Annotated in this window: 12 protein-coding genes and 3 pseudogenes; 5 read left to right on the top strand and 10 right to left on the bottom strand. The window is 61.7% G+C overall.

The window, feature by feature from the left end; translation table 11 throughout:
• Positions 1-82 precede the first annotated feature (82 nt).
• Positions 83-346 (top strand): GntR family transcriptional regulator, encoded by a 264-nt coding sequence (locus tag ACFOKF_RS19540; protein ID WP_380798060.1) that lies wholly within the window; start codon positions 83-85, stop codon positions 344-346.
• A pseudogene (locus ACFOKF_RS19535) lies at positions 297-1,471 on the top strand (IS3 family transposase); the annotation flags it as partial. The gene ACFOKF_RS19540 and the pseudogene ACFOKF_RS19535, both read left to right, overlap by 50 nt.
• Before the next feature lie 255 nt (positions 1,472-1,726).
• On the opposite strand, the gene ACFOKF_RS19530 reads toward ACFOKF_RS19535, so the two are convergent.
• A complete protein-coding gene (locus ACFOKF_RS19530) occupies positions 1,727-2,752 on the bottom strand; it encodes an IS110 family transposase (RefSeq protein ID WP_380795869.1) in 1,026 nt (341 codons plus the stop codon).
• A gap of 47 nt (positions 2,753-2,799) precedes the next feature.
• Here ACFOKF_RS19530 and ACFOKF_RS19525 point away from each other — a divergent pair, with 47 nt between their 5' ends.
• Both ACFOKF_RS19525 and ACFOKF_RS19520 read left to right on the top strand, forming a co-directional pair.
• Complete coding sequence (locus ACFOKF_RS19525; protein ID WP_380798058.1) at positions 2,800-3,297, top strand: hypothetical protein; 498 nt, start codon at positions 2,800-2,802, stop codon at positions 3,295-3,297.
• 46 nt (positions 3,298-3,343) lie between these two features.
• A complete protein-coding gene (locus tag ACFOKF_RS19520) occupies positions 3,344-3,568 on the top strand; it encodes a hypothetical protein (protein ID WP_380798056.1) in 225 nt (74 codons plus the stop codon).
• 148 nt (positions 3,569-3,716) lie between these two features.
• Here the strand turns inward: ACFOKF_RS19520 and ACFOKF_RS19515 are convergent, their stop codons facing one another.
• Together ACFOKF_RS19515 and ACFOKF_RS19510 are read right to left on the bottom strand one after the other, a co-directional pair.
• Entirely contained in the window at positions 3,717-5,462 is a 1,746-nt protein-coding gene (locus ACFOKF_RS19515; protein ID WP_380798054.1) for an alpha/beta hydrolase domain-containing protein, read from the bottom strand.
• A 292-nt stretch (positions 5,463-5,754) separates the two neighbouring features.
• The gene (locus ACFOKF_RS19510) at positions 5,755-7,383 is read right to left on the bottom strand and encodes a tannase/feruloyl esterase family alpha/beta hydrolase (protein WP_380798053.1); all 1,629 of its coding nucleotides are present in this window, start codon (positions 7,381-7,383) and stop codon (positions 5,755-5,757) included.
• Positions 7,384-7,744: 361 nt separating this feature from the next.
• Between ACFOKF_RS19510 and ACFOKF_RS25670 the strand changes: the two are divergent.
• A pseudogene (locus ACFOKF_RS25670) lies at positions 7,745-8,063 on the top strand (IS701 family transposase); the annotation flags it as partial.
• 117 nt (positions 8,064-8,180) lie between these two features.
• Here the strand turns inward: ACFOKF_RS25670 and ACFOKF_RS19500 are convergent.
• The 7 genes and pseudogenes from ACFOKF_RS19500 to ACFOKF_RS19470 form a co-directional block, all read right to left on the bottom strand.
• Positions 8,181-9,005 (bottom strand): annotated as a pseudogene (locus tag ACFOKF_RS19500) (IS5 family transposase).
• A 113-nt stretch (positions 9,006-9,118) separates the two neighbouring features.
• Complete coding sequence (locus ACFOKF_RS19495; protein ID WP_380798050.1) at positions 9,119-11,083, bottom strand: glycoside hydrolase family 97 protein; 1,965 nt, start codon at positions 11,081-11,083, stop codon at positions 9,119-9,121.
• Between the two features lie 398 nt (positions 11,084-11,481).
• Positions 11,482-12,876 carry a dihydrolipoyl dehydrogenase gene (gene lpdA / locus ACFOKF_RS19490; RefSeq protein ID WP_380798048.1) on the bottom strand — a complete coding sequence of 465 codons (1,395 nt, stop codon included), beginning with the start codon at positions 12,874-12,876 and terminating at the stop codon, positions 11,482-11,484.
• 21 nt (positions 12,877-12,897) lie between these two features.
• A complete protein-coding gene (locus ACFOKF_RS19485) occupies positions 12,898-13,215 on the bottom strand; it encodes a 2Fe-2S iron-sulfur cluster-binding protein (RefSeq protein ID WP_380799312.1) in 318 nt (105 codons plus the stop codon).
• 31 nt (positions 13,216-13,246) lie between these two features.
• Positions 13,247-14,407, bottom strand: coding sequence for an acetyl-CoA C-acetyltransferase (locus ACFOKF_RS19480; RefSeq protein ID WP_380799311.1), 1,161 nt, complete (start codon positions 14,405-14,407; stop codon positions 13,247-13,249).
• Positions 14,408-14,409: 2 nt separating this feature from the next.
• Complete coding sequence (locus ACFOKF_RS19475; protein WP_380798046.1) at positions 14,410-15,192, bottom strand: enoyl-CoA hydratase/isomerase family protein; 783 nt, start codon at positions 15,190-15,192, stop codon at positions 14,410-14,412.
• A complete protein-coding gene (locus ACFOKF_RS19470) occupies positions 15,192-15,953 on the bottom strand; it encodes an SDR family NAD(P)-dependent oxidoreductase (protein ID WP_380798044.1) in 762 nt (253 codons plus the stop codon). The genes ACFOKF_RS19475 and ACFOKF_RS19470 overlap by 1 nt, the downstream gene beginning before the upstream one ends.
• Positions 15,954-15,965 lie beyond the last annotated feature (12 nt).

Genomic DNA, 15,965 nt, shown 5'->3' with positions numbered 1-15,965 from the left:
GCAGCTATAATAAAAATGCAAAATACAAACGGTGCAACGAATGATCGAACGGACTGCAATACCAAGGACCAGCCTTCACGACGTGCTGGTTACGGAAATCCGCGAGATGATCGAGCAGGGTGAGCTAAAGCCGGGCGAGAAAATTTCCGAACCTGCATTATGTCAGCGGTTCGATGTGTCGCGTACGCCCCTGAGAGAGGCGCTCAAGGTTCTGGCATTTGAAGGGCTGGTTCTGATCTGCCCCCCGCTGAGTGGCCCAGAGACTATGATAGTCTGGACCACGAAAGGGACGATGAATGCCGAGCAAGAAGCACAAGCCGGAAGAGATTATCGGCAAGCTGCGTGAAGCTGAGATTGTGCTGGCGCAGGGAGCCTCGACAGCAGAGGCGTGCCGCCGGATCGCAGTCAGCGAGCAGACATACTATCGCTGGCGCAAGGAATATGGTGGCCTGAAGACCGACCAAGCGCGGCGGATGAAGGATCTGGAGAAAGAGAACCAGCGGCTACGCCGGGCGATTTCGGATCTGACGTTGGACAAGCTGATCTTGCAGGAAGCTGCCAAGGGAAACTTCTAAGCCCCGCGCGGCGGCGGCGCTGCATCGATCAGTTGCGACAAGATTTGCCGATCCGGGTGTCCGAGCGACGGATATGCCGGGTGCTAGGGCAGCATCGATCGACACAGCGCAAGGTGCCGCGTGGGGCGGATGACGAACAGGCTCTCACGGAGGACATCATCGCGTTGGCGAAGCAATATGGTCGCTATGGCTACCGCCGGGTGACGGCGTTGCTGTGCCATGCGGGGTGGACGGTGAACCACAAACGGGTCGAGCGGATATGGCGACGCGAAGGACTGAAGGTCCCGCTGCGCCAGCCCAAACGGGGACGCCTGTGGCTCAACGACGGATCATGTATCCGCCTACGGCCTGAGTATCCCGGGCATGTGTGGGCCTACGACTTCGTCGAAGGGCGCACGCACGATGGCCGCAAGTTCCGGATCCTGACCATCATCGATGAGGCCAGCAGGGAGTGCCTGGCACTTATCGTTGCCCGGCAGCTCAAACACGAGGATGTGCTGGCGGCGCTGGCTGACCTGTTCATTTCTCGCGGTCCTCCGGCACATATACGGTCCGACAACGGAAGCGAATTTATCGCGACCGCCGTCCAGAAATGGCTGGGGCAGATCGGCGTGAAGACGCTTTTCATCACGCCGGGATCACCATGGGAGAATGGCTATAACGAAAGCTTCAATGGATCGCTTCGCGACGAACTGCTCAACGGCGAGATCTTCTACAGCCTCACTGAGGCCAAGGTGCTGATCGAGGCATGGCGGCGGCATTACAACACCGTTCGCCCTCACAGTAGCTTGGGCTACCGACCGCCGGCACCGGAAACAGCGACACCGCCATATCCGGCCTCCGGTTCCGCTTCGCTCCACCTCCGTCCGGATATGGCGGCGATGGGCTTAATGCATCTGTGGATGCCCCGATTAACGCAAGTGGTATTTGGAGGTAGGCACGTAGTCGGATGCTGCCATCTGTCCGGCCTCTCTGATGCAGCGATGATAGCTGCGGGCCCGTATGGGAGTTCGCGGACCGGAACCACATCACTAACGCGTGCTGATGAAGCACGGTGGATTAACCTGGTTCTTCCGACCCCGTCTCGCCGACTGTTGTGCCATACCCTCCTTCGACCGACTACGTTCCGACGACCTCTGGCCCGCCTTGGCTTACGCCGTCGCTGCGACCGGAGCTTTGTAAACTTCATCCTTCATCATCAGCGCCCAGACGATCCGTGCCGTCTTATTGGCCAGCGCGACCGTCACCAGCATACGTGGTTTGCGGGCCAGCATCTGCTCGATCCACGATCCCTTCGCCGGGCCTCGTTTGCTCGCTTGGAGCACCACCGCGCTACTGCCGTTAATCAGCAATCGACGTAGCGTGCGCTCGCCCATCTTCGAGATAGATCCCAACTTCTGTTTACCACCCGTTGAGTGCTGACGAGGGGTAAGGCCGACCCAGGCAGCGAAGTCACGCCCCTTGGCGAACGTTCCTAACGGCGGCGCAAGTGCGGTGATCGCCGTTGCGGTGATCGGTCCGATGCCAGGGATCGTCATCAGGCGGCGCGTGACCGTATCCTCCCGAGAGCGTCGCACGATCTCCTTGTCGAGCAGGGCAATTTGCCGGTCGAGCTTAGCCAGAGTATCGAGCAAAACCACGCACACAGACCGCACCCCTTCAGGCACTGCCGTTTGATCGGAGAGCAGCGCCCTGAGCTTTTCCAGATGCGCCAAGCCCTTGGGCGCGATCCAACCATATTCTGCCATGTGCCCGCGCAGGGCGTTGCTAATCTGGGTGCGTTGGCGGACCAGCAGATCTCGCCCCCGGAACACCATCGCAGCTGCCTGCTGTTCCTCAGTTTTCACCGGTACGAACCGCATGTTGGGACGCTGTGCTGCCTCGCAGATCGCCTCGGCATCGGCCGCGTCGTTCTTCTGCCGCCTCACAAAGGGCTTCACATAGGCCGGAGCGATCAACCGCACTTCGTGACCGAGCTTGAGCAACTCGCGCGCCCAGTGATGGGCTCCGCCACATGCCTCCAACACAATGAGGCAAGGCGGATGAACGGCAAAGAACGGCAGCAACTTCGAACGCGTAATCTTCTTACGCAAAATCGCATGGCCTGACGCATCTACCCCATGCGCCTGAAAAACATGCTTGGCGATATCCAACCCGATTATGGTAACTTCCGACACGGACGCCTCCCTCAAGTGGTGTTCAACACCTCCACTGTGGCACATCGATGCCGTCGGGGGGCGTCCACCCCATCACTAACAAACCAATCGGTCCACTCGGCGGGGGCAGATCAGGAGGGCAGGCCTATCTGGACAAGGGATCGGACGGCTTCCGCCGGACCTTCACCCGGCCGCCGATCAGCCTGGCCGACCTGGCCAGCGAAATGGCGACGAAGCTGCCGAGCAAGAGCATCCGCGTGGTGGGCCGGCCGGACCTGATGATTAGCCGGATCGTCAACATCGGCCATGATATTGCCGGCGTGCTGAACGCCTTTGCCATCGGCGACGTCGCGATCTGCCCGGAAATCCGGGAATGGGATTCGATCGAATATACCCGTGACGTCATGGCAACCACCGGAGACAAGGCGCTGATCCTGATCGCGCATGAACGCGGCGAGGAGGATGGGATGCTGCTATGCCGCGACTGGCTACAGAAACTGGTCCCGGAGCGGAAGGTGACCTTCATCGATTCCGGCGAGCCGTTCATCAATATTCCCAGTGCATAGGAGGACAGAGGTGGTCGAATTTCACGCGTTGGGATAGGCCCGATCGGTGGTCGCGGCAGGCAAGGGCCAGCGCCTGGTTCTGACCTGCGTCATCTCGCCTCTGTTCATCTTGGGCGGCATCACCATTCTGCAGGTCGCAGCCAATTCGCTCGTCGCCACCATCCTGCTTTCGCTGGCAATTCCCGCAATCTGCTACGCATATATTGCGATTTTAGGATCGTTTGCGGACAAGCCCGCAAACGATCCGGCTAGAAACACGATGTTGGTCTGATCGACTGACCTGCCACATCATGGCTGAATGTCCGGTTCGGCGGAACCTAGAGCATCATCCGATTAGATTGAATCGGATGATGCTCTAATTTTCTTTTGTTTTCCGCATTCTGCGAGCCGTCTGCTGTTCCAGCCGACTTCAGAATGCTCTAACGCAGAATATCGCTCGCTTGCGCCTGCATCACGATCTTTTCCGCGTCGTCGGGCAGCAACCAGCCAAGCTTCACCTGCTCAGACGCGACAGCGCGGACGCGCGCGACAAAGCCGGCATGATCGCCATAGCGTGCTGCCAGCGAAGGTCGTGGATCGCCTCTGCCCTTTCGTTCCGCCTCGGTTCTGGCGAAGGGGATGAAGCCGCCAATAAAGCCGCATCCACGACCTTTATAATAGCCTGCAGCCGCCTCGTTCCAGCCGGTGAACGTGCCCGTGGGCACCAGCAACTGAACGGACGGGACACCCGCCATCTCGTTGCCGTCCACATTCACGCGTGGCACGCGGGACGGGATGATCCGGCGGATCGACGGAGGCTGTTTCGATTGTATGCCCGACAGGTCGCGATAGTCGAAGGCCGGGCCGAAATCATAATCCGGCATTTCGTTGATCTTGCCCGTCGGCGTCGGCGCGCCCGGAATGGCGGGCCAACCCAGCGCGGCGGCATCTGGCGCGACCAGATCACCGGCAGCGAGCGTGGGATAACGGCTGGGCAACGGCTCCTTGCCTTCGCTGATCCAGGCTTCCAGCGACTTGAGCACCGCGCGCCGCGTTTGCGACGACGGATTCGGGTTCCAGGCCAGCGTGCATGCGGCCAGGCCGGGGTAGGCCTTTTCGCCACCGGCCGGAAAGCCGCCCACATAGGAACCGCCATGGGTAACGCCAGGGAAATAGTAGCGCCGGACTTCAGGCGGCAGGGGAATGTCGGATCCGGCATCGGTGCCGATCAGGTTGGGCGACATGCGCAATCCCCAAAATTCTGCCGATCCGAACGTCTCTACTATTTTGGGGCAGGTATCGGTTTCGCGGCAGCGGTCGAGTAGGCTGGATGTGCCGCGTCCTCGCGCCCTGTCGTCGTAGCGGTTCCACCAGAGCGGCCCCTCGCTGCCCGCTTCATAGAGGTTGGCTGCCCCGCCCGGAACGCCAAAGCGAATGTTGAGCGGCACGCCCCGCGCGGCGATATTGGGGTTGGCCCCGTCGAACAGGCGGCGATTGCCCTCTGTCTGATTGAAACCAAGGGCAATCAGGCTGCGCATGAAATTCCCCGACTGCGACGTGCCGAGGCCGATCGCCCAGCGCACCTGCCCGGCGACGGGATTGGGCGTCCCCGCATCATCCACCGTGCCATAGCGCAGGAAATCGTTGAGGTCGCGCACGGCGGCAAAGCCGATGCCCAGCACCTTGGGGTCTTTCCCCTGATAGGTCAGAATATAGGCCTTTGTGCTGTCGAACCCGCCCTTGACGCAAATCTGCGTTGGATCGGGCGTACCGGGGAAAGGCTTGGCACGGCAGTCGGCAAAGGCCCAATCCTTCGCGGCGATAGTATGGCGCGGCGCATTGTCGTTCGTCTGCGTAAACAGCCTGGCCCGCCGGGTATCAAGCGTCAGCGGCAACGGCCGGGGCGTGGGCCGTCCGATCGATCCGGTGATGGCGACACTCGCCGTCCCCGCCGCAATATCGGTGAAGCGCTGCAACACCGGCCCGGTCAGCGACCTCCCATCGGCCCCTCGGGCGATCGGCACGGTCAGGGTCTGCAAGCCATCCTGCGGCGCAATGTCGCCCTGCCAGCCGCTGATGACCCGGATATGGCCGTCGGCATCCGGCGCCACGGCGCCATTGCCGCGATTGGGCACGTCATAATAGAGGAAGCCGCTGTCTCGTGCCGGATCGACCGGCAGCGCCATGGCGAGGTTCCCGCATAAGCAACCCGGCCGTTGCGCTGGCGTGGCGCGTGCGCCAGATCGGTGATGATGCGGTTGTGCGGATCGGCCGGGTCCAGTTCGCCCTCATAATGGCCGCGCAATATCCGATAGGCAGGCGCGCCATCCTTCCCCGCGACGTCCTCCCGCTGTTCGACGAGCAGCCGCGCCAACCGCGCATCGACCGAAACCGGCGCGCACAGTGCCGCCGTCAGAAACAATATCGTCCGGGCACGCATGAAAGATGTTCTCCGTGACACCATTCGGCTCTTGGCCATTATTGCAGATATTCGGGCGCCGGCCATTCGAACACGGGGCGCGGCGCAGCGACACAGGTGAAGCTTTTTGCATCCTTTGCATCGCCCTTGCCGTCGTAGCGCGCGACCTTTGGGTAGGCGCAGACGGGGCGGGTCGCCACCACCGGGCCGTCTACCGGTGGCGCGAAAGGATTGTCCGCTCCCGCAACCTTCGTCGCAATGATCTGATCGGGCGCCTTGCCTGTCTCCACCCATGTGTCGAGCGCGGCGAGCAGGTCGTGCTCGGCATCCCCGCTCTTGAACTCAACGCCTTGCCCGAAGCGATCGGGGCCAAGTCCGCCTGCACAGTGGCTGACGCCGGGCGCCATGAACAGGCGCGAAAATTGCTCGCGCGACGGTGCCCCCTGCCCGGTCCTGATCCGCGTATAATAGATAATGCTGTCAAGCGGACTGACGATCAGGTCCGACCAGCCATGATAAAGGATCAGCTTGCCGCCGCGCGCGGCGAAACGGGTCAGTTCGGGGTCATTGGCATTCACGTCCGCGCCCAGCGCCGCATCCATGCGAGCGACATCCTTATCGAAATCGAAGGATGCCGCATCATATTGACCGCCGAACACCCAGCGCGCCAGATCAGCCGCAACGGGCTTCTTCGCCAGTTCCGGGTCACCGAAGAAATAGGCGAGCAATGCCTCTGTCCCCTTCATTTCTGCAGGATAGATCAGCTTGCCCGTGCGCGGATTGCGCACACCGCCATAGATGCGGTCCAGCACGGCCGCCTGCTGCGTCGTCAGGCAGGAACCGTCCACCTGCCCCGGCTTGCAGAGCATGTCGCGCGGGGCGAAACGGCATTGCAGCGGTTGGGTCAGGAAGGCGTCGCCCGGTGCCCCACCGTCCTTGCCGACGCAACTGCGGTTCACCGCCGTTGCCCAGGCGGTCATCGTCGCGGCGGGAATGTGCGCACCCGGCATCCGCCCCGCCTGGCCGAACCAGGTGAAGGCCATGTGCAGATGGGTGCGATTATGGCCGGGTGCGCCAGCGATGATCGCGTCATAATCCTCGGGATAGCGCTGTGCTTCGGTCAGACCCTGATGCCCGCCGGTCGAACAACCGGCGAAATAGCTGCGGCTGGCGTCCCGGTCATAATAGGCTTTCGCGACAGCGCGCGTGGCCAGCGCCATTTCATGAGTCGCACGCGAGCCCCAGTCCCGCACGGCTTCCGGTCGGCCGATGCCGGCATCATAGCCCGCCGCGCCCAGCGAACCCGCCGGAAAGGTGCCCATGTCGGTATTCGCCACCGCATAACCACGCCTCACGCCGCCAGCGAGCGCGGCATAGCGGACGCTGCCGGCAAAGCCCCCGTTACCCGTTCCCAGCAGCTTGCCATTCCAATGGTCGCTGGCGGGCAACCATATTTCGATCAGGATGTTTGACTGCGGGGCGGGCGTGGCGCGCGCAACAACACGGCAGAACGCGCCCAGTTGATCATAAGTTTGACTATCGGGCGCCTTGTAGCCGGGCCCGGCGACGGATTCGGTCGACAAGATGATGGCATTGCCGCTGGCAAATCCGCGTAGGGCATCGCAGCGATCCTGCGCCAGTGCACTCCCCGCTTGTCCGAACGCGAACAATGCCAAGAGAAAACCCATCAGCCTGACCATCCCAGTCCCCCTACGTGATTGCATTTTTTCGATACGCCCATTCTCAATATGTCTTGCCTGACAGGAGGCGCGCAGCCTGGAAATGAAAATTATTCGATAGTTCGATCAGCTTTGTGGAATGCTGATGGCGAAGGCGTGTCCGCGTCGAGTGACGTGCTGCCTGTATTTCCTCCGGTTTGAATGAGAGCGTTCCGTTGCCGGAATTCTCGCGTTGAAGGAGCATGTCGAATATCAATCGCTATACCGAAGAGCAGGTTGCTTACGCGCTGAAGCAGGCAGAGTTACTCTGCCTGCGTTCGGGGTATCTCATCAGCCGGAAAATCATCAGCCACGGCGCCGCAGGCGCAGCGAAGATGCCTGGATGGTGGGTGAGCACCGCTCAAGCGGCGAACGCAAATACGATCTTCCGAACTTTTCCGCCGACACGCCGATCAAGGACGTCGCTGGCGCCACCAAGGCGCGCTGGATCTGCGAACAAGCGCATCAGCAACTCAAGGACGCTCGGTCTCAATCATTCCGAACGTCGTTCATAAACCGGATTGCATCGCCATACGCTCATGACAATGATCGTCTATACCCTCCTCCGGACACGAAAGCTCGCTCAAACGAGGCGGAAAAAGACGCTCCAATTCGCCACCTCAACCGAGCCATCCGGCTGTCCGTCAGGCCATTTTTTGCAGCTATGCTGCCAGTCCATCCATATCTCTGTCTGGGATTTCGCGACGGGATGCTCAATCCAGAAGCCTGCAGACGACTGCACGGCCTCTAAGAGTCCGTTTGGAAAATCAGGGGTGAACATTTCGGCGTAGGAGATTTCCGCCCATGGCGCCGAGGATCATGGCCTGCGAGACGTCAATGCGCTTCTCGTCATCGCGGACCAATCGGCGCCATCAGATCATCCGGCCAAAGGTCCGCTCAACGACCCATCGTCGGGGCAGAACCTTGAAGCCCTGCTGCTGATCGCTGCGTCGAATGACCTCAACGACGAACTCCAGATAGCTTGCCTTGTCCATGAGCTTGAGGCGGTCATAGGCGCCATCGGCGAAGAGATGTTTGATCCAGGGCCAGCGTTTGCGGATGCCATCGAGGATAGTCTGGGCACCCGCGCTGTCCGAAATCTCAGCAGTGGTCAGGTTGACCATCAGCAGCCGTCCATCGGTATCGACGGCGATATGCCGCTTACGCCCGACAAGCTTCTTGCCTGCGTCGAACCCACGCTTTTCTGCCGATGGCGCCTTGACCGACTGGCTGTCGATCACTGCTGCGCTCGGACTGGTCTCTCGCCCTTGGCGATCGCGATCGAGCATCAGTTCGATGTCGTGGATCGTCTGGAACAGGAACCTGCGAGCCAGTTTACGGAACCAGCCATAAACCGTCTGCCATGCCCCGAAATGCATCGGCAGCATCCGCCACCCACAGCCAGACCGAACAAGGTAGCGCACGGCGTTGATTACCTCGCGAAAATCCACCTCGCGTGGACGGCCCCGGCGCCCCGGCTTGGGCATCAGGGGCGCCAGGCGATCCCATTCCTCATCGGTCAGATCGCTGTGATAGCGCTTCATCTTCTTGGCAATCTGGGCCATGCGTCCTCGGCTCTGATAGGTCCACATCCAGAGCCTGAATCAGACGCAGAGCCTCGCGAAAACCCCCGCCAACGATTTTCCAAACAGCCTCTTACTGCATCGCGGGGCAGTCCCCTGCCCCGCGAGCATGTCCATGTGGTCTAATTTTTGTAAATCCTGATCGCCTGCCCACCGCCTGGCGCCAGATCGATCTGCAGACTTTCGCCTTTCCTGACGGCCTTCTTCTCCATGACGATGGAATGTCGCGCATCGCTTCGATAATCGGCATCGCTTCCATCGCGATATATTTCGGCCGTATAGCTTGCCCCATCGTCGAGAAACGACAAATTGATCTTGTGGGATCGCGGCTCTTCATCACCAATCGATCCGATATACCAGTCCCCTTTGCCCTTTGATTTGCGAGCGATGGTCACATAATCGCCGACTTCACCGTTGAGGACCAGGCTGTCCGCCCAGTCCGTCGGCACATCCTTGATGAATTTGAACGGACCGGGGTATCTGGCGTAATTTTCCGGCGTATCCGCGGCCATGACGAAGGGCGAATAAAGGACGACATAGAGCGCCAGTTGCTTCGCAATGGTCGACTGGATTGCGCTTCCTTCCGATCCGGTCAGGCTGAGGACACCGGGCGTGAAGTCCATCGGGCCGCCCAGCATTTGCGTGAAGACGAGGTTAGCCTCATGCTCCGGGGGGTTCTTGCCACCGATCCAGGCATTATATTCCATGCCGCGGCCACCTTCCCGCGCAACCCAGTTTGGATAGGTCCGCCGCAAACCCGTGTCCTTCACCGGCTCATGGCTGTCGATGCTGATCTTATATTTGGACGCGGCCTGCACGACGCGCAGATAGTGGTTCACCATCCACTGCCCCTCATGCCATTCGCGATGCCGGGAGCCGTCCGGATCGACCCGCTCGATCTGGCCGGCGTCGGTCACATAGCCGGTCTTGACGACTTGCTCCCCATGATCGGAGGCCCATTTGAAGGCGCTGTCCAGTTGCCCGTCATAATGGCTGGCCGAGCCGCCCGTTTCATGGTGCCCGATCAGGCGCACGCCCTTTGCCTTCGCATAGGCAGTAAGCGCATCGGCATCAAAGTCATCGGTGGGCTGCGAGAAATTCATCGCATTGCCATTGCCGAACCAGTCCCCGTCCCATCCCACATTCCAGCCTTCGACCAGAACGCCGGAAAAACCGTTGGCGGCAGCGAAGTCGATATAGCGGCGGACATTGGCCGTAGTCGCGCCATGCTTTGGTCCCCGCGCCCATGTCCAGTCACCCTTGATCATGTTCCACCACACGCCGGCGAACTTGCCCGGCTTTATCCAGTCCGACACTTCGCCCAGCTTGTTGGGTTCATTCAGGTTCAGGATCATGTGGTTCATGTAGAGGCCTGCCGCATCGTCCGCGATGGCGATGGTGCGCCACGGCGTCGAGAAGCCGGCGTCGCGGGAGACTTTGGGCGCGCCGGAACCGGGGGTCAGCGCCGCGCGGAAGACATTGCCCTGCGCGCGCGCGAGATTCATCCCGCTATAGTCGACAAGCGCCGCTTCGTGCAGCGCGACATGAATGCCGCTGGCGAGCTTCACCGTCATGACCGTTTGCGCGGTGCTCACCGCATCAAGGGGCGTCTTATTGTAAAGATATTCCTCCCGGTTCCACTCGAACGCAGGCTTCCACCAGGCGGTGCCGCCCTCTGCAAAGGCGAACTGGGTCAATTCCTCGGCGATGTTGGCATGGTGAAGATTGGCCTGATCCGGCAGAGTGTAGCGGAAGGCCACGCCATCGTCGAACAGGCGGAAGGTCACGTCCATCTGACGCTGAAGATCGCCCTTTTCCCGGAAAGTGACGCGCATTTCATTGTGATGGTCGCGAATAATGGACCATTCGCCCCAGGGCTGGGTCCATGTTGAGTCATGCCGCGCGGTTTGCGTGCCTGCGAGTGTCAGATTGCGCTCGATCTTGGGCGCGTCGGTAAACATGAAACCGAGGCGGCTGTCCGCGATCAACGGCTTGCCGTCGCGCTGCACCGCATAGCTGGGGCGCCCCTCATTGTCGAGGCTCATAGACAGGGTGATGCGGCCATTGGGAGACGAGGCCTTCGCCACGACTTCCGCACGAGCCGGAGCAGAACCAAAAATACAGGAACAAAAAAATACAGATGATATGGCAAATCGCGAAATAGCATGTCTGTTCTTGAAGATGGATTTCAGATTGAGCCCATCATCCTGACTGCGATGCATGTAACATCCCCTCACCGGCCTATTTTTTCGTTGCTGATCATGGGAAATGACTGCCCACAATCAGCTATCAAGAGGGTCCGGCCTAAGAGTTTGGCGATCCGATTTCCACCCCTGGGCCGCCATCAGGCCGTGATGCATTCGTATTCAGTGCGCCGCGGACAGAGCAAGGGATCTGATTTTTTGATCGAAAGCGGATTGCGATTGCCTGGGGATCGCTTGAACGCGCCCTTGGCTGCGTTCAAGCGGATGACATAATATTTCGATCAGATATGGAGCGCACGCCCATAGGCCGCGAGCACGCTTTCATGCATGCTCTCGCTGATGGTCGGATGCGGGAACACCGTGTGCATCAGTTCCGCTTCGGTCGTCTCCAGCGTCTTGGCCGTCGTGTAGCCCTGGATCATTTCCGTGACTTCCGCGCCGACCATGTGCGCGCCCAGCAATTCGCCGGTCCTGGCGTCGAACACCGTCTTGGTGAAGCCTTCCGCCTCGCCCAGCGCGATCGCCTTGCCATTGCCGATGAAGGGGAACATGCCGACCTTCACCTCGTAACCCGCTTCCTTCGCCTTGGCTTCGGTCAGGCCCACGCTGGCGATCTGCGGGTGGCAATAGGTGCAGCCCGGAATGTTGCGCACGTCCATGGCATGCGGATGCTTGCCGGCAATGGCCTCGGCGGCGATCACGCCCTCATGGCTTGCCTTGTGCGCCAGCCATGGCGGCGCGGTGACGTCACCGATCGCCCAGATGCCATCGACGCTGGTCCTGCACATCGGATCGGTGACGATATGGCCCCGCTCCGTCTTGATGCCCAGGTCTTCCAGACCGATATTCTCGGTATTGGGCACGATGCCGATGGCGACGATGACATGGCTGTAATCGCCGCTGACGATCTTGCCATCCTTGTCCTTGATCGCGGCCTTCACGGCCGTAGCGCCGACCTCCAGCTTGTCGACGCCAGCGCCGGTCAGGATGGTCATGCCCTGCTTCTTCAGCGCCTTTTCGAGGAAGGCCGACACATCCTTGTCCTCGACGGGGACGATGCGGTCCATCATCTCGACCACGGTCACGTCAGCGCCCATGTCGTTATAGAAGCTGGCGAACTCGATGCCGATCGCGCCGGAGCCGATGACCAGCAGCCTGGACGGCATTTCGGGCGGGGTCATGGCGTGGCGGTATGTCCAGACGCGCTTGCCGTCGGCCTTGGCGAAGGGCAGGTCGCGCGCGCGGGCGCCGGTGGCGACGATGATGTTCTTCGCCGTCAGTTCTTCGGTCTTGCCGTCCTTGGTGACGGTCAGCTTGCCCTTGGCCACCAGCTTGCCGTCGCCCATATGGACGGTGATCTTGTTCTTCTTCATCAGGTGCGTGACGCCCTGATTAAGCTGCCTGGCGACGCCGCGCGAGCGCTTCACCACGGCGGCAATGTCGGCGCTGATCTTTTCAGCGGCCAGACCATAGTCGCCGGCGTGGCTCATATAGTGGAAAATTTCGGCCGAACGCAGCAGCGCCTTGGTCGGAATACAGCCCCAGTTGAGGCAGATGCCGCCCAGATTTTCGCGCTCCACGATGGCGGTCTTCAGGCCCAGCTGAGCCGCACGAATGGCGGCCACATAGCCGCCGGGGCTGGAGCCCAGAACGATGACGTCGTAATTCTCTGCCATGACGATATGCCTCTCGTTCAGTCAATCTTCCGGTGCGATCGCGACGCGCAGCCCATCAAGACCCGCGTTCAGAACAATCTGACAGGATAGGCGGCTGTCATCCCGGCGATGGTCGCTGCTGTCGAGCAGATCATTTTCATCATCGCCCAGCGGCGGCAGCGCGCCGTCCGCCGGCGGAGTCACATAGACATGGCAGGTCGCGCAGGAACAGCATCCGCCGCACAGCGCCAACAGCTCATCAAAGCCATTGTCCCGCAGGGCTTCCATGAGGGACAGCCCCTCCTGCACCTCGACAGCGCGTTCGCTGCCATCCCGATCGACTACATAGATATTTGCCATCATCATCCTTCATTGCTGCATGCGCGCTGGCTCAGAGCGCCTCTACGATAGTGACATTGGCGATGCCGCCACCCTCGCACATGGTCTGAAGGCCATAGCGCTTGCCCTGCGCGCGCAGCGCATGAACCAAAGTCGTCATCAGCTTGGTGCCCGTGGCGCCCAATGGATGGCCCAGCGCGATCGCCCCGCCATGGACGTTGAGCCTTGCCGGATCGGCGCCGATCGCTTTCAGCCAGGCCATCGGGATGGAAGCGAAGGCCTCATTCACCTCGAACAAATCGATGTCGTCCAGCTTCAGCCCCGACCGCTCGAAAGCGCGCCGGGTCGCCGGGATCGGTTCTTCCAGCATGATGACTGGATCGCCCGCCGTCACGGTCAGATTCACGATCCGCGCGATCGGGGTCAGCTTATGGCGTTTCAGCGCCGCTTCATTGGCGACCAGCACGCCCGACGCGCCATCGGTCATCTGGCTGGCATTGCCCGCCGTGATGGTGCCGCCTTCGGTCAGGGTCTTCAGGCTCGCCAACGCCTCCATCGTCCCGTCGGGGCGCACGCCTTCATCCTGCGCGAAACGGCCATCGGCTGTCTGGAACGGCACGATTTCCTTGACGAAGGCCCCTGCGGCAATCGCGGCGACCGCCTTGCGATGGCTGTCCAGTGCGTAGGCGTCCATATCCTCTCGGGTGAAACCATATTTGTCCGCAATCGCCTGCGCGCCGTGGAACTGGCTGAACTCCGTGACGCCATAGCGTTGCTGGATGCTGCGTGGCCATGGCCCCTCTCCCATACCCGCCTGCGCGTGCAGCATATAGTTGGACCCCATCGGCACGCGCGTCATGCTTTCCGCGCCCGCCGCGATCACCAGATCCTGCGTGCCGGACATCACCGCCTGCGCAGCGAAGTGCAGCGCCTGCTGCGACGATCCGCACTGCCGATCGATGGTGACGGCGGGCACGCTGTCGGGCAGGGAAGACGCCAGCACGACATTGCGACCGAAAGCGAAGGATTGTTCGCCGCCCTGCGTTACGCAGCCCAGGATCAGATCGTCGATCGCCGCCGGATCGACGCCGGATCGGGCGACCAGCGCATCGACCACCGCCGCGCCCAGATCAGCGGGATGAACGCCCGCCAGCGCGCCCTTGCGCCTGCCGCCTGCCGTGCGGGCAGCTTCCACGATATAGGCTTCTGCCATGCTCATATGCTCCTGAAATTGGCGGGACGTTTGGCGAGCAGCGCGCGCAGCCCCTCTTCGCTTTCCTGGCCAGCGCCAGCCGCGACCATCGACCGCAATTCCCGGTCGAGTTGCGCCTCCAGACCATGGTCGAAACTGTCGGTCAGCAGCGCGCGCGCCGCACCCAGCGCCGCCACCGGCGCATCGGCCAGCGTGCGGGTGAGTGTCGCGCCCTCCTCCGCAAGCTTTTCGTCCTCTACGACGCGGGTGACAAGGCCGATGGCCGCCGCTTCTTCCGCCTTGATCCGGCGGTTGGTCAGGATGATTTCCTGCGCCTTGCGCAACCCCACCAGCCGGGGCAACAGCCAGCTCAACCCCGCATCGGCCGTCAGGCCGATGGCCCCATAAGCCGCCGTGAAATGGGCCGAACGGCACGCAATCGCGACATCGCCCAGCATGGCGAGGCTGAAACCCGCCCCAGCGGCAGGCCCGTTGATCAGCGTCACCAAAGGCTTAGGCATGCGCGCCAGCCGCTGGACCGCAGCATGCAGCACTGCGATCAGTTCGCTCAGCACAGCCGGCCGCTGCGCCCCTGCCCCCGCCAGCAACGGCACGTCACCGCCCGCGCAGAACAGCCGTCCCCGCCCGGTCAGCACGACGCACCGGATCGTCCTGTCGGTTTCGCACCGGATCGCCGCCGCCAACAGCGCATGCGCCAACGGCAGGGTGATGGCGTTGCCGGCATCGGGGCGGTCGAGGGTGATCGTGGCGACGCCATCCTCGATCGTCAGGCTGATGCCGTCCATCAGCGCGGCGCCATGCGGATCGCGCCGTCCAGACGGATCACTTCGCCATTCAGCATCGGGTTGCGGATGATGGATTCGACCAGCTGGGCATATTCTTCCGGGCGGCCAAGCCGGCTGGGATGGGGCACCTGCGCGCCCAATGCATCCTGCACATGCTGGGGAAAAGCCGCCAGCATCGGCGTCAGGAAGATGCCCGGCGCAATCGTCATCACGCGGATCTTGTGCTGCGCCAGATCGCGCGCAATCGGCAGGGTCATGCCGACCACCCCGCCCTTCGACGCCGAATAGGCCGCCTGACCGATCTGCCCGTCATAGGCCGCAACCGAAGCGGTGTTGATGATCACGCCACGCTCACCCTCGACCTCCTCGTCGGCCGCAAGCCGGGCGGAGAATTTGGCGATCATGTTGAAGCTGCCGACCAGATTGACCGTCACGGTCCTGGCAAAGACATCCAGCGGGTGCGGCGCATTTTCCTTGCCCACGGTCTTCACCGCCGGCGCGATGCCCGCGCAATTGACGAGGATGCGGGCGACGCCCTGCGCCGCTTCAGCCGCATCCAGCCCCGCCGCGACGCTGGCATCGTCGGCCACATTCACAGAAACGTAAATGCCGTCCAGTTCGGCGGCTGTCGCGCGGCCGGCGTCCTCGTTCACGTCGAAGATCGCGACCTTCGCCCCCTGCGCCGCCAGCCATGTCGCCGTCGCCTTGCCAAGGCCGGAGGAAGCGCCGGTCACGATCGCGGCTACGCCCTTTATATCCATGTCGTCATGCAC

It is taken from the genome of Sphingobium rhizovicinum (assembly GCF_042647625.1).
In the GTDB taxonomy this organism is placed as follows: Bacteria; Pseudomonadota; Alphaproteobacteria; order Sphingomonadales; family Sphingomonadaceae; genus Sphingobium; species Sphingobium rhizovicinum.
This window is presented reverse-complemented; position numbering and strand designations above follow the sequence as displayed.